This window comes from Pseudomonas sp. R45(2017) (assembly GCF_002112305.1).
GTDB classification, from domain to species: domain Bacteria; phylum Pseudomonadota; class Gammaproteobacteria; order Pseudomonadales; family Pseudomonadaceae; genus Aquipseudomonas; species Aquipseudomonas paraglycinae.
This window is the reverse complement of the sequence record NZ_NEHH01000001.1, coordinates 841,114-858,803: the sequence shown is the minus strand read 5'-3', so window position 1 is coordinate 858,803 and position 17,690 is coordinate 841,114. Positions and strand designations below refer to the sequence as shown.

The window sequence follows — 17,690 nt, the reverse complement described above, 5'->3', positions numbered from 1 at the left end:
TACGCACTATTCAGTAAGATCCGCCGTCTTATTTACAGGCGGCCCCTGAGGCTATAAAGAATGAAAACTTTTACTGCTAAACCGGAAACAGTAAAGCGCGACTGGTTTGTCGTCGACGCTGCTGGTCAGACCCTGGGTCGTCTGGCCACCGAAATCGCGAGCCGTCTGCGTGGCAAGCACAAGCCTGAGTACACTCCTCACGTTGACACCGGCGACTACATCGTCGTAATCAACGCCGAGCAGATCCGTGTTACCGGTGCTAAAACCACTGACAAAATGTACTACTCCCACTCCGGTTTCCCGGGCGGCATCAAGTCGATCAACTTTGAAAAGCTGATCGCCAAGGCCCCTGAGCGCGTGATCGAGACCGCGGTTAAAGGCATGCTGCCTAAAAACCCACTGGGTCGCGACATGTACCGTAAGCTGAAAGTCTATGCGGGCGCTGCACACCCTCATACTGCTCAGCAGCCCCAAGAACTGAAGATTTAACGGAATAGTTCATTATGTCGGCGACTCAAAATTACGGCACTGGCCGTCGCAAGACCGCAACCGCACGCGTTTTCCTGCGTCCGGGTACTGGTAACATCTCCATCAACAACCGCTCCCTGGACACGTTCTTCGGTCGCGAAACTGCCCGCATGGTAGTTCGTCAGCCGCTGGAACTGACTGAGACTGTCGAGAAGTTCGACATCTACGTCACCGTCATCGGTGGTGGTGTAAGTGGTCAAGCTGGCGCAATCCGCCACGGCATCACTCGCGCTCTGATGGACTACGACGAAACCCTGCGTAGCGCTCTGCGCAAAGCTGGCTTCGTTACCCGCGACGCCCGTGAAGTTGAACGTAAGAAAGTTGGTCTGCGTAAAGCGCGTAAGCGTCCGCAGTACTCGAAGCGTTAATTTCGCTTCCACGTTCAAAAAGAACGCCCGATTCCTCACGGAACCGGGCGTTTTTTTATGCGTGCGATTTCTTGAATAATTGCGCTGTGACAACTTGCCACATTCGTAGACCCCCTATACTACAAGGCTTGAGGGCCAGCCCTCCGGGTAATTACCTTGTCAGAATTGGGGGTTTTCATTACCATTCGGCAAAATTTTTATAAGTACATAGTTTCAATTTAGTAGACGCCTGATTTAACAGGCCACAAAGCTGATGGGAGAGGACTGAATGAGCAATGACGGCGTGAATGCAGGCCGGCGTCGCTTCTTGGTAGCAGCCACATCCGTGGTGGGTGCTGCAGGAGCGGTGGGGGCTGCGGTCCCGTTCGTGGGGTCATGGTTTCCCAGTGCCAAGGCGAAGGCTGCCGGAGCACCGGTGAAAGTGAATGTCAGCAAAATCGAGCCAGGACAGCAGATGATTGCTGAATGGCGCGGCCAGCCGGTGTTCATTGTCCGCCGTACCGAGGAAATCCTGGGGAATCTCAAGAAGATCGAGGGCCAGCTCTCCGATCCGACCTCCAAAAACTCCACGCAACCCACTTATGTCGACCCTGAAGTGCGTTCGATCAAGCCGGAAATCCTCCTGCTGATCGGGATCTGCACTCACCTGGGTTGCTCACCGACCTTCCGTCCCGAAGTGGCACCCGCAGATCTGGGCAAAGACTGGGTAGGCGGCTATTTCTGCCCTTGCCACGGTTCCCACTACGATCTGGCTGGCCGCGTCTACAAGTCGCAACCTGCGCCTTTGAACCTGCCAGTACCCCCGCATTCCTATGAGACCGATGACCTGATTGTCATTGGCGTCGATACGGAGAAAGCGTGATGAGCAAGTTCATGGATTGGGTTGATGCGCGCTTCCCCGCCACCAAGATGTGGGAAGACCATCTCAGCAAGTATTACGCTCCAAAAAACTTCAACTTCTTCTACTTCTTCGGCTCGCTGGCGCTGCTCGTTCTGGTCAACCAGATCGTCACCGGTGTCTGGCTGACGATGAGCTACACCCCGTCGGCGGAAGAAGCGTTCGCCTCCGTCGAATACATCATGCGCGACGTCGAGTACGGTTCGATCCTGCGCCTGCTGCACTCCACCGGCGCTTCGGCGTTCTTCATCGTGGTCTATCTGCACATGTTCCGTGGCCTGCTCTACGGTTCGTACCAGAAACCGCGCGAGCTGGTGTGGGTCTTCGGGATGCTGATCTACCTGGCGCTGATGGCCGAAGCCTTCATGGGTTACCTGCTGCCGTGGGGCCAGATGTCCTACTGGGGTGCCCAGGTGATCATTTCGCTGTTCGGCGCGATCCCGGTCATCGGCAACGACCTGACCCAGTGGATCCGCGGTGACTACCTGATTTCCGGGATCACCCTGAACCGCTTCTTCGCCCTGCACGTGGTTGCCCTGCCGATCGTGATTCTCGGTCTGGTGGTGCTGCACATCCTGGCGCTGCACGAAGTCGGTTCGAACAACCCGGACGGCGTGGACATCAAGAAACACAAAGACGAAAACGGTATCCCGCTGGACGGTATCGCCTTCCACCCGTACTACACCGTAAAAGATATCGTCGGCGTCGTGGTGTTCCTGTTCATCTTCTGCTTCATTGTGTTCTTCTTCCCGGAAATGGGCGGTTACTTCCTCGAAAAGCCTAACTTCGAGCAAGCCAACCCGTTCAAGACCCCTGAGCACATTGCTCCGGTCTGGTACTTCACACCGTTCTACGCAATCTTGCGTGCGGTCCCTGACAAGCTCATGGGTGTTATCGCCATGGGGGCGGCGATTGCGGTGCTGTTCGTCCTGCCGTGGCTCGACCGCAGCCCGGTCAAGTCGATGCGCTACAAAGGCTGGATGAGCAAGATCTGGCTGGTGGTGTTCTGCATTTCGTTCGTGATCCTCGGCATTCTGGGCGTTCTGGCCCCGACGCCAGGCCGTACGCTGCTGTCGCAGGTCTGCACCTTCCTGTACTTCGCCTACTTCATTCTGATGCCGTTCTACACCAGGCTCGAGAAGACCAAACCGGTTCCGGAAAGGGTGACTGGCTGATGAAAAAGTTATTTTTTGCTCTGATTTTTGCTGCTCTGCCAGTGCTGTCTTTCGCGGCCGAACACGGTGGTCCGGAACTGGAAAAGGTCGACATCGACGTGTCCGACAAGGCTGCCCTGCAGGATGGTGCGCGTACCTTCGCCAACTATTGCATGGGTTGCCACAGTGCCAAGTTCCAGCGTTACGAGCGTGTGGCCGATGACCTCGGCGTTCCGCACGAACTGATGCTGGAGAAACTGGTGTTCACCGGCGCCAAGATCGGCGATCACATGAACATCGGCATGCAGCCGGCCGACGCCAAGACCTGGTTCGGCGCAGCGCCGCCGGACCTGACGCTGGTGGCTCGTGTTCGCGGCACTGACTGGCTCTACGGTTACCTCAAGTCGTTCTACGAAGATCCTGCACGTCCATGGGGCGTGAACAACAAGGTCTTCCCGAACGTCGGCATGCCTAACGTGCTGGTCGGCCTGCAAGGTCGTCAGGTCGTAGGTTGCAAACAGGTGCAGATCGTCGAAGACGGCAAGAAGCAATATGACCCGCTGACCGGTACGCCTCTGACTCATGAAGCGTGCGATCAGCTGACCATCGTGCCGAAAACCGGAACCCTCAACGAAGAGCAGTTCGATGAGAAGGTCAAGAATCTGGTAACCTTCCTGGCTTACTCGGCTAACCCGGTTAAGCTGCAACATCAGCGCATCGGTACTTACGTCTTGTTGTACCTGGCGTTCTTCTTTGTGTTCGCCTACCTGCTCAAGCGTGAATACTGGAAAGACGTGCACTGATAACGCTTCAAGCAATTGCTGTTAATCGCGCGCGCCCAAGGGCGCCTCTGAAACGCAACGCCTGGTTCGCCAGCCGTTGCGGGAGGCGCCCTCTGGGCGCGCGCGTTTTTCCGGCTCCGACTATTTCAACAAGCGAGGAGGATCGCCATGGGCGTGACCAATCGGTTGGCCTGTTACTCCGACCCCGCCGACCACTATTCCCACCGAGTGCGCATCGTGCTTGCAGAGAAGGGTGTCAGCGCCGAAATCATTTTTGTGGAGGCTGGTCGTCAGCCGCCTAAACTGATTGAAGTGAACCCTTACGGCAGTCTGCCCACGCTGGTCGATCGTGACCTGGCGTTGTGGGAGTCGACCGTGGTGATGGAATACCTGGATGAGCGTTACCCGCATCCGCCATTGATGCCCGTGTACCCGGTGGCGCGTGCCAACAGCCGTCTGCTGATTCACCGCATTCAGCGTGACTGGTGTGGTCTGGTGGATCTGATTCTGGATTCGCGCACCAAGGAAGCGGCCCGTGCCGCGGCGCGCAAGGAATTGCGCGAAAGCCTGACGGGCGTGTCGCCGCTGTTTGCCGACAAGCCGTTTTTCCTCAGTGAGGAACAAAGTCTGGTGGATTGCTGCCTATTGCCAATACTCTGGCGTTTGCCGATTCTGGGTATAGAACTGCCGCGGCCGGCCAAGCCGCTGCTTGATTATATGGAGCGTCAGTTTGCGCGTGAGGCTTTCCAGGCGAGTCTGTCTGGTGTCGAACGCGACATGCGCTAAGGCTTAAGGAGCCGCTATGAACTCCAGTCGACCTTATCTGGTCCGCGCGCTCTACGAGTGGATTGTGGATAACGATTGCACCCCGCACATGCTGGTCAATTCCGAGTACCCGGCGGTGCAGGTGCCACAGGGCTTTGCCAGTGACGGGCAGATTGTCCTGAACATTTCGCCGAGTGCCGTGCGGCACTTGCACATGGACAACGACGTTGTGACCTTCGAAGGTCGCTTCGGTGGCGTCCCGCACAGTCTGTACGTGCCGATTGCTGCAATCCTGGGGGTCTATGCCCGGGAGAACGGTCAAGGCATGGTGTTCGATCTGGAGTCGCCGATGGATGACGAAGACGAGATCGATCAGGATGACGATGTTCCGCCACCGGACAGCGAGCCACCGCGCCCAAGCGGCCGGCCAAGCCTGAAAGTGGTGAAGTAATAAAAAAGGCGATCCGGTTGGATCGCCTTTTTTGTGCCTGCGTTTTGCGGTCAGTCGATGTATTCGAACAGCTTCACAATCTTCTGCACACCGGAAACGCCCTGCACCAGATTGGTCGCCTGGGCGGCTTCCTGTTTGGTCAGCAGGCCCAGCAGATAGACGATGCCGTTCTCGGTCACGACCTTGATCCGCGAGCCGGGAATGCTGGCGTCGGTGAGCATCTGGGTCTTGATCTTGGTGGTCAGCCAGGCATCGTTCTGGCGGGCCAGCAGGGAGGAGGGCTGCAACACTTGCAGTTCGTTATGGACCTTTTTCACGCGCTGAACGTTGGCGGCGGCCTGTTCGGCCTTTTCCTTGAGGTCTGCGCGCGGGGTCTGGCCAGCCAGCAAAACGACGCCGTTGAAGCTGGTGACGACGATGTGCGAGTCGTTGTCCAGGGCCGGATCGGCCTTGGCCACGTTGACGCCGACTTTGGTTTCGATCAGCGAGTCATCGATCTTGCTGCCGAAAGTGCGGGTGCCGCGGTCGTCTTCGATCGGCGCTTCACGGCTGGCATTCACCACCGAGGTGCAGCCGCTGATGCCGAGGCACAGGGTCAAGGCCAGAAGGCCAAGGCGATTAGGGGTCATTCTTCACTCCCGAACAGTTGGCTGTCGATCAGATCGCAAAGGCAATGGATCGCCAGCAAGTGGACTTCCTGAATACGTGCGGTGACGTTGGCCGGTACGCGAATCTCGACGTCTTCGGGCAGCAGCAGCGAAGCCATGCCGCCGCCATCGCGTCCGGTCAATGCTACGACAATCATTTCGCGATCATGTGCGGCCTGGATCGCCTGAATAATGTTCGCCGAGTTGCCGCTGGTCGAAATCGCCAGCAATACGTCACCCGGCTGGCCGAGTGCGCGGATCTGCTTGGAGAACACTTCGTTGTAGCTGTAGTCGTTGGCGATCGAGGTGATGGTCGAGCTGTCGGTGGTCAGCGCGATCGCCGGCAGGCTAGGGCGCTCACGCTCGAAACGGTTGAGCAGCTCCGAGGAGAAGTGCTGGGCATCGCCGGCCGAGCCGCCGTTGCCGCACGAGAGCATTTTCCCCTCATTGAGCAGTGCGTTGACCATCACCTGGCTGGCTTGCTCGATGTGCGGTGCAAGTACGTCCATCGCCTGTTGCTTGGTGTCGATGCTGGCCTGGAAAAGCTGGCGAATTCGGGATTGCATGTCCATCTGTGTGACCTTAATTAGCGCGGCTGTCCGGCACGTGAATGTGCAGCCCGCAAAGCAAAGAGCAAAAGTGTTGAGTGAAAGTGTCCGGGTCGGAGCAGGCGGTCAACTGTCGAACGCATTCTGCAACCAGTTCAGCTGACCCTGGTGGCTGTCGATGGCCACCACGTCGAAGCGGCAGGGGGAATTGGCCCAACGCGACTCGCGCTGAAGAAAATACTGTGCGGCGAAAATCAGTTTCTGCCGTTTGCGCCCATCGATGCTGTCGAGTGCGCCACCCCATTGAGTGTTCTTTCGGTAACGGACTTCGACGAATACTACTGTATCGCCATCAAGCATGACCAGATCAAGCTCACCGCGTTTACATAACCAGTTCTGCGCCAGCAGGCGCAGACCCTGGTGTTGCAAATGCTCGAGCGCCTGACGCTCGGCATCCTTGCCGCTTTGCAGGTGTGACCTGTCGGGCATCAGCGTGGAGTGTCCGGCAGGCGCTGGATTTGACCGCTGACGAACTGTGCCCATGGCAACTGACGGACGACGCGTTGGGACTGGGTCATTCCCAGGCTGCCCGACTGGCCTTCGATGCGGCTGTCCGGCAATGCTTTCAGTTGATCCAGACGTGGCGCCAGACGATAGGCATCGACGCCCATCGCATACAAGCGACCGAGGCTACCGGCAGCTTGTGGCCATTGCGCGGTGACCTGCTGACGCAGCGGATCGCTGGTTTCCAGCAGCCACGGGGTTTCGCAGAAGCGCACGCCGTTCATGTCGTTGTACTGGTTCACGTCACCGCTGGCGCTGAACACGTGGGAGGTCGCATAGACCGGCACGTCACCGGCGTACTGAAAGTTCAGGGTCGGCTTGATCTGCTGCGCCTGCTGAGGAGTGGCGGCGAGGAAGATGAATTCGATGTCCTGGCGACGCGAAGGCTGGGCGGCAACGTTGGTGCCGGCAGCATTCTGCAGGCTCTTGGCGCGAGCTTCGCTCTGACGCAGCTGGAACATGTCGGCGATCTGCTGGGCCAGTTGCACCGGCTGGTCGACGCGTTCGGTGGCGACAATGCTGCCGCCGTTGGCTTGCCAGTCCTGGCTGAAAGCACGCAGGACGCGGTCGCCCCATTCGCCTTTCGGCACCATGATGGCGGCGCGATGCAGACCGTCGGCACGGGCGCGGCGTGAGACTTCGCGGGCTTCGTCTTCAGCGGCCAGACCGAACTGGAACAGCTGCGCCGGACCTTGATCGCCTTCGCTGTAGTTCAGGGCGAGGGTGGTGATCGGCAGTTGCGGGCGAGTGCTCAACTGTTTGACCAGCGGTTTCTCCAACGGGCCGACGACCAGTTGCACGCCATCGGCCTGGGCCTTGCGGTAGAACTCGTCGAGGTTGGTCAGTTTCGAGCTGTCATAGAACTCGATGGCCGGCGGTTTCTGACCGGCTTGCTGAGCCTGATAGTGCGCGGCCATGAAGCCGTCACGCAGGGCCTTGCCGACCGAGGCCAGTTGGCCGTCCTGCGGCAGGAGCAGGGCGATCTTGCTCAGGGGCTGGCTGGCCAGTTCCTTGAGTTTGGTCAGTGGCAGCGGCAGGTTGATTGCGGCTGGATGCTTTGGATGCTGGTTGCGCCAGTTGTCGATGGCGGCTTGCTGCTGTTCCAGAGTGCCGGCGGTTTTCACTGCCAGGGCCAGGCTCATCCAGCCGCCGAGGTCATCGGTGGTGTTCGCTTGCAGTTGATCGGCCGGCAGTGACGCAATCAGGGTCCAGATCGCTTCGTGGTTCTTGCTGGCAGCTTCGCCTTCCAGCATCGGCGCGATGAAGATGCGCTCGCGGGCGGCGGCCAGGGTCTGACCGTCGGCTTCAAGGGCGCGGGCGTGAACGGTGCCGGCGCGAACTTGCAGCGGTACCGACATTTCGCTCAGGCGTTGCAGGCTTGGATGGCTCAAGGCAGTCAGCGCGGCTTTCGGCTGGTTGCGAGTCATGGCCAGCTCAGCAGACAGCGTGCTGGCAAATGCCTGCTGGCCCGGCTGGAGTTGCTCCATCGGCACTTGCTGCAGGATTTGCGCGGACTGTCCGGCATTGCCCTGGCGGTATGCCATGTCTGCCGCACTCAGGCGCAGCAGAGCAGCCTTGTCCGGCGATTTGGCCTGGGCAGCCTGTTCGAGCAGTTGCTCGATGGTGGCATCCGGGGTCCGTGGAAGTTCGCCAAGGCTGGAGGAAGGGGAGCTGGCGCAAGCCGCCAGCAAGGCAGCGAGGCAGAGGGCAGTGAACAGCCGCAGGCAAGCGATCATGTAAGTGTTCCTGATACTCGATCAAATTAGCGTCGAATTGTACCCAAGCACTGGCCGGGGCGCGATGTTACTGGCGTGAAACCGTCAATTTAGCTGATACAAAGAGTGCGCAGCCTCACAATGGTGCGACAAACCGTGTCCGACCCGGACGCGTCGACCGGCGCACGACGCGCTACAATGGCGGCTTTTACCGATCATGAGGTGTGCGCTTTGACTGCTCCAGGTCCTTTGAATTCCGCTGCGGGCTCGCTTTATGTGGTGGCGACGCCCATCGGCAACCTGGATGACATCAGCGCCCGGGCGTTGAAGATCCTGCGCGAGGTGGCGCTGATCGCCGCCGAAGATACGCGCCATTCCCAGCGCCTGATGCAGCACTTTGGCATCTCCACGCCGCTGGCAGCCTGTCATGAACACAACGAGCGGGATGAGGGCAGTCGCTTCATTACCCGTCTGTTGGCGGGCGACAACGTCGCACTGATTTCTGATGCCGGTACGCCGCTGATCTCCGATCCCGGTTATCACCTGGTGCGTCAGGCGCGTGCGGCCGGGATCAATGTGGTGCCGGTGCCAGGTGCGTGCGCGTTGATCGCGGCGTTGTCGGCTGCCGGTCTGCCATCCGACCGCTTTATCTTCGAAGGTTTTCTGCCGGCCAAGGCTGTGGGGCGCAAAGCACGCCTGGAAGCCATTAAAGAAGAGCCGCGCACGCTGATTTTCTACGAGGCGCCGCATCGCATTCTGGAATGTCTGCGGGATATGGAAGCGGTGTTCGGCGCTGATCGTCCGGCATTGCTCGCTCGTGAAATCACCAAGACCTTTGAAACGCTCAAGGGCTTGCCGCTGAGCGAGTTGCGGGCATTCGTCGAGGCCGACAGCAATCAGCAGCGTGGCGAATGCGTCGTGGTGGTGGCGGGCTGGACCGCGCCGGAGTCTGAAGATGCCGTCAGCAGCGAGGCGATGCGCATCCTCAACCTGTTGCTGGAAGAGATGCCGCTCAAGCGTGCGGCGGCTCTGGCGGCGCAAATCACCGGTGAGCGCAAAAACGTGCTGTATCAGGTGGCGCTGGACCGGCAAAAAGACGCGTAACCCGTCGCGCAGACCGGTTTGCGGGCTATTAGCGCTTGTTCTTCGGCCGCTCTGCCGTTAACCTGCGCGGCGGAGAGTCGATCGGACAGTCGCTGCCCTCTATGAAAATTAGGGGGGGGAGGAAAGTCCGGGCTCCATAGGGCGAAGTGCCAGGTAATGCCTGGGAGGCGTGAGCCTACGGAAAGTGCCACAGAAAATAACCGCCTAAGCGCTTCGGCGCCGGTAAGGGTGAAAAGGTGCGGTAAGAGCGCACCGCACGTCTGGCAACAGTTCGTGGCTAGGTAAACCCCACTTGGAGCAAGACCAAATAGGGTCCCAAGGCGTGGCCCGCGCTGGGACCGGGTAGGTTGCTAAAGATGTCCAGTGATGGCCATCGTAGACGAATGACTGTTCAAGACAGAACCCGGCTTACAGATCGACTCTCCACCTTTTTCTTTTCCCTGCTTGAATTAAAGGCGACAGGGCTGTTTATTATCAGCAGGCCTGCGCTGAAACCGGCAGCGGCAAACGCAGTAATAGCCATTTCCCACCGTGCTTCAATCAACAGCAGAAGCGCTTTTGTAATACCGAAAAAATCTTACTCTTAACAAATTACTTTAACTTTCGAGCGCAGCTTTCAGTGCTGCTTCAAGTTATTGGATAAAAGCATCCGCCAGATTCTCGTTGCTCCTCCTTTTATGCTCCTAAATCTCCGTTCTGTAAGGGTTTTCCTTTAATCCGCGCCTTGACGGTGTGGTGGGCGCATTCCTATAGTGTGCGCAAGTGGCGGAAAGTGGCATGAAGTGGGTTTTTTGAGCTCAAAACGATAAAAATTGGAGAAACGCAGACGTGTTTCGCGGAGCTAACGCTATCAGTCTCGACGCAAAGGGCCGTCTCGCCATGCCGAGCCGGTACCGTGACGAGCTCGATTCGCGCAGTTCCGGCCAGTTGATCGTGACCATTGATGCCGTTGATCCATGTTTGTGTGTCTACCCGCTCGATGAGTGGGAAATTATTGAAACCAAGTTGCGCGCGCTCCCTTCGCTTCGCGAAGAGAACCGTCGTCTGCAACGTTTATTGATTGGTAATGCCGTTGACCTCGAGCTCGACGGCAGTGGTCGTTTCCTGGTGCCGCCGCGCCTGCGCGAATACGCGAAGCTCGACAAGCGCGCGATGCTGGTGGGCCAACTGAACAAGTTCCAACTGTGGGACGAAGATGCCTGGAATGCGGTTTCTGCCGCTGACCTGGCTGCCATACAACAACCGGGCGCCATGCCTGACGAACTGCGTGATCTGATCCTGTGACTATTGATAGCGGCTTTAACCACATCACCGTACTGCTTGACGAAGCCGTCGAGGCTCTCGCCGTACGTCCTGATGGCTGCTATCTGGACGGCACGTTCGGGCGCGGCGGGCACAGCCGGTTGATCCTGAGCAAGCTCGGGCCGGATGGTCGGCTCATCGGATTCGACAAGGATCCTCAAGCGATTGCAACCGGGCAAACGCTGGCGGCCGAAGACGGCCGCTTTGTCGTTGTGCAGCGCAGCTTTGCCGAGCTCGGTTCGGTGGTTGCCGAACAGGGGCTGGCCGGCAAGGTCAGCGGCATTCTGCTGGATCTGGGCGTCTCTTCGCCGCAGCTCGATGATGCCGAGCGTGGCTTCAGCTTCCTCAACGATGGCCCGCTGGACATGCGCATGGATCCGTCCCGTGGCATCAGCGCAGCCGAGTTCGTCAATACCGCGCCAGTGGAAGAAATCGCCCGTGTTTTCAAGGAATACGGCGAAGAACGTTTCTCCGGCCGCATGGCCCGTGCCGTGGCCGAACGCCGTGACATCACGCCGTTCGAGCGCACCGCCGATCTGGCCGAAGTCCTGAAAGTCGCCAACCCGGCGTGGGAGAAGGGCAAGAACCCGGCAACCCGCGCTTTCCAGGGCCTGCGCATTCACGTCAACAACGAACTGGGCGATCTGGAAGCGGGTCTTGTAGCCGCGCTCGAATGCCTGGAAGTGGGCGGCCGTCTGGTCGTGATCAGCTTCCACTCGCTGGAAGACCGTATCGTCAAACTGTTCATGCGCAAGCTGGTGAAAGGCGAAGCCGACAACCTGCCGCGCAACCTGCCGGTTCGCCACGTTGCGTTCGAACCGAAAATCAAAGTCCATGGCAAAGCGCAGACGGCCTCCGACGCCGAACTCAAAGCCAACCCACGTTCCCGTAGCGCCGTCATGCGCGTCGCGGAGAAGCTGCGGTGAGCAAGCTTTTCGCCAAGCCACTGCCCGGCGGCAGCTTTTTCATGCTGCTGCTGTTCATCGGCGTGCTCGTGTCGGCCATCGGCGTGTCTTACAGCGCCCACTGGAACCGGCAGTTGCTCAACACCCTTTACAACGAACTGAGCGTGCGCGACAAGGCGCAGGCCGAGTGGGGGCGCCTGATTCTGGAGCAAAGCACCTGGACCGCCCACAGCCGGATCGAAGTGCTGGCCACCGAACAACTGAAGATGCACATCCCAGGCGCAGCTGACGTGAAGATGGTGGCGCCATGATGAAACTCGAGGGGGCTCTCTTCCCGTGGCGCTTCCGTTTGATGGTGGCACTGCTCGGCGTGATGGTCGCGGCGATCTGCTGGCGCATCATCGACCTGCAAGTGGTTGACCGTGACTTCCTCAAAGGTCAGGGCGATGCGCGCAGTCTTCGGCACATTCCGATTCCGGCTCACCGTGGTCTGATTACCGACCGTAACGGTGAGCCTCTGGCCGTGAGTACCCCGGTAACCACGCTGTGGGCGAACGCCAAGGAAATGCAGACCGCCAAAGAGAAGTGGCCTGCGCTCGCTGCCGCGCTGGGGCAGGATCCGAAAGCCCTGGCCGAACGTCTCGAGGCCCAGGCCAACAAAGAATTCATTTATCTGGTGCGCGGGTTGACCCCTGAGCAGGGCCAGGCCGTGCTCGACCTGAAAGTGCCGGGCGTCTACGGCATCGAAGAATTCCGCCGGTTCTATCCGGCCGGTGAAGTGACGGCGCACATGGTCGGGTTCACCGACATCGATGACCACGGTCGTGAAGGCGTCGAACTGGCCTACGATGAATGGCTGGCCGGCGTGCCCGGCAAGCGGCAAGTCATCAAGGATCGGCGCGGACGGCTGATCAAGGATGTCCAGGTCACCAAAAACGCCAAGGCCGGCAAGCCCTTGGCGTTGTCGATTGACCTGCGTCTGCAATACCTGGCCAACCGCGAGCTGCGCAACGCGATCATCGAGAACGGCGCCAAGGCCGGCAGTCTGGTGATCATGGACGTGAAGACCGGCGAAATCCTCGCCATGGTCAACCAGCCGACCTACAACCCGAACAACCGTCGCAACCTGCAGCCGGCGATGATGCGTAATCGCGCGATGATCGACGTGTTCGAACCCGGTTCGACCATGAAAGCGATCTCGATGAGCGCCGCGATCGAAACCGGCCGCTGGAAACCGAGCGACACCGTCGAGGTGTATCCGGGCTCCCTGCAGATCGGCAAGTACACCATCAAGGACGTATCGAAGACCGAAGGTCCGGTGCTCGACCTGACCGGCATTCTGATCAATTCCAGTAACGTCGGCATGAGTAAGGTCGCGTTCGATATCGGCGGCGAAACCATTTTCCGCCTCGCACAGAAAGTCGGCCTCGGCCAGGACACCGGCCTCGGCTTCCCGGGCGAACGTGTCGGCAACCTGCCGAACTACCGCGAGTGGCGCAAGGCCGAGACCGCAACGCTGTCGTACGGCTACGGTATTTCGGTGACGGCAATTCAGCTGGTGCACGCGTTCTCGGCGCTGGCCAACAACGGTCGTCTCGCACCGCTGACTCTGATCAAAACCGACAAGGCGCCGCAGACCACCCAGGTGCTGCCGGAAGCCGTCGCGAAAACCATGCAAGGCATGCTGCAACAGGTGATCGAAGCCCCGCGCGGCGTGTTCCGTGCGCAGGTGCCGGCGTATCACGTGGGTGGCAAGTCCGGTACCGCGCGTAAAACGTCGGTCGGCACCAAGGGCTACGCCGAAAACTCTTACCGCTCGCTGTTCGCCGGTTTCGGCCCGATGAGCGATCCACGTTATGCAATCGTCGTGGTGATCGATGAACCGACCAAGGCCGGTTACTTCGGTGGTCTGGTCTCGGCGCCGGTGTTCAGCCGTGTGATGTCGGGCACTCTGCGCCTGATGAACGTCACCCCGGACAACCTGCCGACCACACAACAGGCCAACGCCACCCCGGCCGTTCCGCTGAAAGCCAATGGAGGGCGCGGCTGATGTCTCTGAGTCTGAACAAGATTTTCCCCCACGCCGGCCACGATCTGTTGATCCGTGAACTGGCGCTCGACAGCCGTAACGTTCGCGCGGGTGACCTGTTCCTCGCCGTGCCGGGCGGCAAGTTCGACGGGCGTGCGCACATCGCCGACGCCTTGCAGCGCGGTGCTGCTGCCGTGGCTTATGAAGTGGAAGGCGCCACCGTGCTGCCGATCACCGAAGTGCCGCTGATTCCGGTCAAGGGCCTGGCAGCGCAGCTGTCGGACATCGCCGGGCGTTTTTACGGTGAGCCGAGTCATCATCTGAATCTGATCGGCGTCACTGGCACCAACGGCAAGACCAGCGTGACTCAACTGGTGGCGCAGGCGCTGGACCTGCTCGGCCAGCATTGCGGCATCGTCGGCACTTTGGGTTCCGGTTTTCATGGCGCGCTGCAAAGCGGCCTGCACACCACGCCGAATCCGATTGCCATGCAAGCGACCTTGGGCGACCTGAAAAAGGCCGGCGCCAAGGCCGTGGCCATGGAAGTCTCGTCCCACGGTCTGGATCAGGGCCGGGTCACCGCGCTGGCGTTCGACGTGGCGGTGATGACCAACCTGTCCCGCGATCACCTGGATTACCACGGCACCATGGAAGCGTACGCCGAGGCCAAGGCCCGGCTGTTCGCCTGGAATGACCTGAAGTGCCGCGTGGTCAACCTCGACGACGATTTCGGCCGGCAACTGGCCGTTGAAAAGCGCGAATCGCGGCTGATCACTTACAGCCTCCTCGACAGCAGCGCCTACCTCTATGTGCGTGAAGCGCAGTTCGACGACCATGGCGTGCGCGCCACGCTGGTGACGCCGCAGGGCGAGCACCATCTGCGCAGTACACTGCTCGGTCGTTTCAACCTGAGCAACGTACTGGCCGCCGTCGGCGCCTTGCTCGGTCTGGACTACGCCCTCGACGAAATTCTCAAGGTGTTGCCGAAGCTCGAAGGCCCGGCCGGACGCATGCAGCGTCTCGGCGGTGGCACCCAGCCGCTGGTGGTGGTCGATTACGCCCACACCCCGGACGCGCTGGAAAAAGTGCTGACCGCGTTGCGCCCGCACGTAAAAGGCCAGCTGCTGTGCCTGTTCGGCTGCGGCGGTGACCGCGATCGCGGCAAACGTCCGCTGATGGCCGAAGTGGTCGAGCGTCTGGCCGACCGCGTGCTGGTGACCGATGACAATCCGCGCACCGAAGATCCGGCGGTGATTTTCGATGACATCCGCGCTGGCTTCACGGCTGTGGATAACGTGACGTTCGTGGCCGGCCGTGGCCAGGCCATCGCGCAACTGATTGCCGGCGCTTCGGCGGATGACGTGATCGTTCTGGCCGGCAAAGGTCACGAGGACTATCAGGAAATCAACGGCGAGCGCCATGCGTTTTCCGATCTGGTCGAGGCTGATCACGCCCTGACCGCGTGGGAGGTGGCCCATGCTTAAGGCCCTGAAACTCAGCGAACTGACCAACGCGCTTGACGCCCGTCTGGTCAGCGCCGACGCCAGTTTTGACGGCGTGAGCATCGACAGCCGCGCGATCAAGGCTGGCCAACTGTTTATTGCCCTGACCGGCCCGCGTTTCGACGGTCATGACTATCTGAATGAAGTCGCCACCAAAGGCGCCGTTGCGGCGTTGGTCGAGCGCGAAGTCGCCGACAGCACACTGCCGCAATTGCTGGTCAAGGACACCCGCCAGGCCCTCGGCCAGTTGGGTGCGCTGAACCGTGCCGCGTTCACCAAACCGGTCGCGGCCGTTACCGGTTCCAGCGGCAAGACCACGGTCAAGGAAATGCTCGCGAGCATCCTGCGCACGCGCGGCTCGGTGCACGCGACCCGTGGCAACCTGAACAACGACCTCGGCGTACCGCTGACCCTGCTCGAACTCGCCCCGGAACACAGCGCGGCAGTGATCGAACTGGGTGCCTCGCGCCTGGGTGAAATCGCTTACACCGTAGGGCTGACCAAGCCGCACGTGGCGATCCTCAACAACGCCGGGACCGCCCATGTCGGTGAGTTCGGCGGGCCGGAGAAAATCGTTGAAGCCAAAGGCGAAATCATCGAAGGGCTGGCGGCCGACGGCGTCGCCGTGCTGAACCTTGATGACAAGGCGTTTGGTATCTGGAAGACCCGCGCCGGCGCCCGCAAGGTGCTGACGTTTGCCTTGAGCAACACTCAGGCGGATTTTTACGCCAGCGACCTGGCCACCGATGCCCGCGGCTGCCCGGCGTTCAACCTGCACAGTCCTGAAGGTGTGGAACGGGTTCAGCTGAACCTGCTCGGCACCCACAACGTCGCCAACGCCCTGGCCGCCGCCGCTGCCGCTCACGCACTGGGCGTGTCGCTGTTCGGCATCGCCACCGGGCTTGGCGCGGTACAACCGGTCAAGGGTCGCACCGTCGCGCAACTGGCGAAAAACGGCATGCGCGTGATCGATGACACTTACAACGCGAACCCCACCTCGATGTGCGCGGCCGTTGATATACTCGCCGGCTTTTCCGGTCGCACCGTCCTGGTGCTCGGGGATATCGGCGAGTTGGGCGACTGGGCGGAGCAGGGGCACCGCGACGTGGGCGAATACGCCCGAGGCAAGGTTTCCGCGCTATACGCCGTCGGGCCGAACATGGTCCACGCCGTGAACGCATTCGGTAACGAGGCGCATCACTTCGGCACCCAAGCCGAACTGATCCAGGCCCTCGACGCCGAGCAGGACAAAAACACCACCATTTTGATCAAGGGTTCGCGCAGCGCAGCGATGGAAAACATCGTTGCGGCCCTGTGCGGGTCCAGTCTGGAGAAACATTAATGCTGCTGCTGCTAGCGGAGTATCTGCAACAGTTCTACAAAGGTTTCGCGGTCTTCCAGTACCTGACCCTGCGCGGGATCCTCGGTGTGCTGACCGCGCTGGTCTTGTCGCTGTGCTACGGCCCGTGGATGATCCGCACCCTGCAGAACCGTCAGATCGGCCAATCGGTTCGTAACGACGGCCCGCAATCGCACCTGTCCAAATCCGGTACGCCGACCATGGGTGGCGCGCTGATTCTGTCGTCCATCGGCGTCAGCACCCTGCTGTGGGCTGACCTGAGCAACCGCTACGTGTGGGTCGTGCTGCTGGTGACCCTGCTGTTCGGCGCCATCGGCTGGGTCGACGACTACCGCAAGGTTATCGAGAAGAACTCTCGTGGTCTGCCGAGCCGCTGGAAATATTTCTGGCAGTCGGTATTCGGCCTCGGTGCGGCGATCTTCCTTTATATGACTGCTGCCACTCCGGTGGAAACCACCCTGATCCTGCCAATGCTCAAGGACTACAGCATTCCGCTGGGCGCCGGCTTCATCGTGCTGACTTACTTCGTGATCGTTGGCTCGAGCAACGCGGTCAACCTCACTGACGGCCTCGACGGTCTGGCAATCATGCCGACCGTGATGGTCGGCGGTGGCCTGGGCATTTTCTGCTACCTCTCGGGTAACGTGAAATTCGCTGAATACCTGCTGATCCCTTACGTACCGGGCGCAGGCGAACTGATCGTGTTCTGCGGCGCACTGATCGGTGCCGGCCTGGGCTTCCTGTGGTTCAACACCTACCCGGCGCAAGTCTTCATGGGCGACGTCGGCGCACTGGCGCTGGGCGCGGCCCTGGGCACCATCGCGGTGATCGTCCGTCAGGAAATCGTCCTGTTCATCATGGGCGGCGTGTTCGTGATGGAAACCCTGTCAGTCGTCATTCAGGTTGCGTCCTTTAAGCTGACCGGTCGCCGTGTGTTCCGCATGGCACCGATTCACCACCACTTTGAACTCAAGGGCTGGCCCGAGCCGCGCGTGATCGTCCGTTTCTGGATCATCACCGTGATTCTCGTGCTGATCGGCCTTGCCACCCTGAAGCTGAGGTAGAACG

19 protein-coding genes and 1 other RNA gene are annotated in these 17,690 nt (G+C 60.2%); 16 read left to right on the top strand and 4 right to left on the bottom strand.

What is annotated here, in order from left to right:
• The first annotated feature begins 60 nt into the window (after window positions 1–60).
• From rplM to CAF74_RS03945, 7 genes are all read left to right on the top strand, one after another.
• Complete coding sequence (rplM, locus tag CAF74_RS03975) at window positions 61–489, top strand: 50S ribosomal protein L13 (protein ID WP_003228062.1); 429 nt, start codon at window positions 61–63, stop codon at window positions 487–489.
• A gap of 14 nt (window positions 490–503) precedes the next feature.
• Window positions 504–896: a 30S ribosomal protein S9 gene (rpsI, locus tag CAF74_RS03970; protein WP_007956794.1), complete on the top strand. Its 393-nt coding sequence runs from the start codon at window positions 504–506 to the stop codon at window positions 894–896.
• Window positions 897–1,164: 268 nt separating this feature from the next.
• Complete coding sequence (petA, locus tag CAF74_RS03965) at window positions 1,165–1,758, top strand: ubiquinol-cytochrome c reductase iron-sulfur subunit (protein WP_007917031.1); 594 nt, start codon at window positions 1,165–1,167, stop codon at window positions 1,756–1,758.
• The gene (locus CAF74_RS03960) at window positions 1,758–2,969 is read left to right on the top strand and encodes a cytochrome bc complex cytochrome b subunit (RefSeq protein ID WP_007956792.1); all 1,212 of its coding nucleotides are present in this window, start codon (window positions 1,758–1,760) and stop codon (window positions 2,967–2,969) included. Before petA ends, CAF74_RS03960 begins: the two co-directional genes overlap by 1 nt.
• Window positions 2,969–3,751: a cytochrome c1 gene (locus tag CAF74_RS03955; protein ID WP_007956790.1), complete on the top strand. Its 783-nt coding sequence runs from the start codon at window positions 2,969–2,971 to the stop codon at window positions 3,749–3,751. The genes CAF74_RS03960 and CAF74_RS03955 overlap by 1 nt, the downstream gene beginning before the upstream one ends.
• Before the next feature lie 147 nt (window positions 3,752–3,898).
• Window positions 3,899–4,516: a glutathione S-transferase N-terminal domain-containing protein gene (locus CAF74_RS03950; protein ID WP_085745357.1), complete on the top strand. Its 618-nt coding sequence runs from the start codon at window positions 3,899–3,901 to the stop codon at window positions 4,514–4,516.
• Window positions 4,517–4,532: 16 nt separating this feature from the next.
• Complete coding sequence (locus CAF74_RS03945) at window positions 4,533–4,946, top strand: ClpXP protease specificity-enhancing factor (RefSeq protein WP_085745356.1); 414 nt, start codon at window positions 4,533–4,535, stop codon at window positions 4,944–4,946.
• A 50-nt stretch (window positions 4,947–4,996) separates the two neighbouring features.
• Here the strand turns inward: CAF74_RS03945 and CAF74_RS03940 are convergent, their stop codons facing one another.
• The 4 genes from CAF74_RS03940 to CAF74_RS03925 form a co-directional block, all read right to left on the bottom strand.
• Window positions 4,997–5,575, bottom strand: a complete 579-nt coding sequence (locus tag CAF74_RS03940) for a BON domain-containing protein (protein ID WP_011335871.1) — start codon at window positions 5,573–5,575, stop codon at window positions 4,997–4,999.
• Window positions 5,572–6,165: a phosphoheptose isomerase gene (locus CAF74_RS03935; protein WP_007928463.1), complete on the bottom strand. Its 594-nt coding sequence runs from the start codon at window positions 6,163–6,165 to the stop codon at window positions 5,572–5,574. The genes CAF74_RS03940 and CAF74_RS03935 overlap by 4 nt, the downstream gene beginning before the upstream one ends.
• A 102-nt stretch (window positions 6,166–6,267) precedes the next feature.
• Window positions 6,268–6,630: a YraN family protein gene (locus CAF74_RS03930; protein WP_007956783.1), complete on the bottom strand. Its 363-nt coding sequence runs from the start codon at window positions 6,628–6,630 to the stop codon at window positions 6,268–6,270.
• Window positions 6,630–8,441, bottom strand: coding sequence for a penicillin-binding protein activator (locus CAF74_RS03925; RefSeq protein WP_064599306.1), 1,812 nt, complete (start codon window positions 8,439–8,441; stop codon window positions 6,630–6,632). The genes CAF74_RS03930 and CAF74_RS03925 overlap by 1 nt, the downstream gene beginning before the upstream one ends.
• Before the next feature lie 177 nt (window positions 8,442–8,618).
• Between CAF74_RS03925 and rsmI the strand changes: the two genes are divergently transcribed.
• The 9 genes from rsmI to mraY all read left to right on the top strand — a co-directional run bounded on the left by rsmI (window position 8,619) and on the right by mraY (window position 17,686).
• On the top strand, window positions 8,619–9,524 hold the full coding sequence (rsmI, locus tag CAF74_RS03920; RefSeq protein ID WP_085745355.1) for a 16S rRNA (cytidine(1402)-2'-O)-methyltransferase: 906 nt from the start codon (window positions 8,619–8,621) through the stop codon (window positions 9,522–9,524).
• Between the two features lie 73 nt (window positions 9,525–9,597).
• Window positions 9,598–9,951: RNase P RNA component class A (rnpB, locus tag CAF74_RS03915), an RNA gene on the top strand.
• A 401-nt stretch (window positions 9,952–10,352) separates the two neighbouring features.
• Window positions 10,353–10,808 carry a division/cell wall cluster transcriptional repressor MraZ gene (gene mraZ, locus CAF74_RS03910; protein WP_007917012.1) on the top strand — a complete coding sequence of 152 codons (456 nt, stop codon included), beginning with the start codon at window positions 10,353–10,355 and terminating at the stop codon, window positions 10,806–10,808.
• A complete protein-coding gene (gene rsmH / locus CAF74_RS03905; RefSeq protein WP_085745354.1) occupies window positions 10,805–11,752 on the top strand; it encodes a 16S rRNA (cytosine(1402)-N(4))-methyltransferase RsmH in 948 nt (315 codons plus the stop codon). The genes mraZ and rsmH overlap by 4 nt, the downstream gene beginning before the upstream one ends.
• Entirely contained in the window at window positions 11,749–12,042 is a 294-nt protein-coding gene (gene ftsL, locus CAF74_RS03900) for a cell division protein FtsL (RefSeq protein WP_007956777.1), read from the top strand. Before rsmH ends, ftsL begins: the two co-directional genes overlap by 4 nt.
• Window positions 12,042–13,781: a penicillin-binding protein 2 gene (locus tag CAF74_RS03895; RefSeq protein WP_170929382.1), complete on the top strand. Its 1,740-nt coding sequence runs from the start codon at window positions 12,042–12,044 to the stop codon at window positions 13,779–13,781. The genes ftsL and CAF74_RS03895 overlap by 1 nt, the downstream gene beginning before the upstream one ends.
• A complete protein-coding gene (locus CAF74_RS03890; RefSeq protein ID WP_085745353.1) occupies window positions 13,781–15,244 on the top strand; it encodes a UDP-N-acetylmuramoyl-L-alanyl-D-glutamate--2,6-diaminopimelate ligase in 1,464 nt (487 codons plus the stop codon). The genes CAF74_RS03895 and CAF74_RS03890 overlap by 1 nt, the downstream gene beginning before the upstream one ends.
• The gene (gene murF / locus CAF74_RS03885; protein WP_085745352.1) at window positions 15,237–16,604 is read left to right on the top strand and encodes a UDP-N-acetylmuramoyl-tripeptide--D-alanyl-D-alanine ligase; all 1,368 of its coding nucleotides are present in this window, start codon (window positions 15,237–15,239) and stop codon (window positions 16,602–16,604) included. The genes CAF74_RS03890 and murF overlap by 8 nt, the downstream gene beginning before the upstream one ends.
• Window positions 16,604–17,686, top strand: coding sequence for a phospho-N-acetylmuramoyl-pentapeptide-transferase (gene mraY / locus CAF74_RS03880; RefSeq protein WP_015096766.1), 1,083 nt, complete (start codon window positions 16,604–16,606; stop codon window positions 17,684–17,686). The genes murF and mraY overlap by 1 nt, the downstream gene beginning before the upstream one ends.
• Window positions 17,687–17,690 lie beyond the last annotated feature (4 nt).

What these genes read in the sequence shown, in the direction of transcription:
- CAF74_RS03925 (WP_064599306.1), bottom strand. Translation starts at nt 8,441, where the DNA reads ATGATCGCTTGCCTGCGGCTGTTCACTGCCCTCTGCCTCGCTGCCTTG.
- rpsI (WP_007956794.1), top strand. Translation starts at nt 504, where the DNA reads ATGTCGGCGACTCAAAATTACGGCACTGGCCGTCGCAAGACCGCAACC.
- murF (WP_085745352.1), top strand. Translation starts at nt 15,237, where the DNA reads ATGCTTAAGGCCCTGAAACTCAGCGAACTGACCAACGCGCTTGACGCC.
- CAF74_RS03940 (WP_011335871.1), bottom strand. Translation starts at nt 5,575, where the DNA reads ATGACCCCTAATCGCCTTGGCCTTCTGGCCTTGACCCTGTGCCTCGGC.
- CAF74_RS03935 (WP_007928463.1), bottom strand. Translation starts at nt 6,165, where the DNA reads ATGGACATGCAATCCCGAATTCGCCAGCTTTTCCAGGCCAGCATCGAC.
- mraY (WP_015096766.1), top strand. Translation starts at nt 16,604, where the DNA reads ATGCTGCTGCTGCTAGCGGAGTATCTGCAACAGTTCTACAAAGGTTTC.
- CAF74_RS03930 (WP_007956783.1), bottom strand. Translation starts at nt 6,630, where the DNA reads ATGCCCGACAGGTCACACCTGCAAAGCGGCAAGGATGCCGAGCGTCAG.
- rsmI (WP_085745355.1), top strand. Translation starts at nt 8,619, where the DNA reads ATGGCGGCTTTTACCGATCATGAGGTGTGCGCTTTGACTGCTCCAGGT.
- CAF74_RS03895 (WP_170929382.1), top strand. Translation starts at nt 12,042, where the DNA reads ATGAAACTCGAGGGGGCTCTCTTCCCGTGGCGCTTCCGTTTGATGGTG.
- rplM (WP_003228062.1), top strand. Translation starts at nt 61, where the DNA reads ATGAAAACTTTTACTGCTAAACCGGAAACAGTAAAGCGCGACTGGTTT.
- CAF74_RS03950 (WP_085745357.1), top strand. Translation starts at nt 3,899, where the DNA reads ATGGGCGTGACCAATCGGTTGGCCTGTTACTCCGACCCCGCCGACCAC.
- CAF74_RS03945 (WP_085745356.1), top strand. Translation starts at nt 4,533, where the DNA reads ATGAACTCCAGTCGACCTTATCTGGTCCGCGCGCTCTACGAGTGGATT.
- CAF74_RS03955 (WP_007956790.1), top strand. Translation starts at nt 2,969, where the DNA reads ATGAAAAAGTTATTTTTTGCTCTGATTTTTGCTGCTCTGCCAGTGCTG.
- CAF74_RS03890 (WP_085745353.1), top strand. Translation starts at nt 13,781, where the DNA reads ATGTCTCTGAGTCTGAACAAGATTTTCCCCCACGCCGGCCACGATCTG.
- petA (WP_007917031.1), top strand. Translation starts at nt 1,165, where the DNA reads ATGAGCAATGACGGCGTGAATGCAGGCCGGCGTCGCTTCTTGGTAGCA.
- CAF74_RS03960 (WP_007956792.1), top strand. Translation starts at nt 1,758, where the DNA reads ATGAGCAAGTTCATGGATTGGGTTGATGCGCGCTTCCCCGCCACCAAG.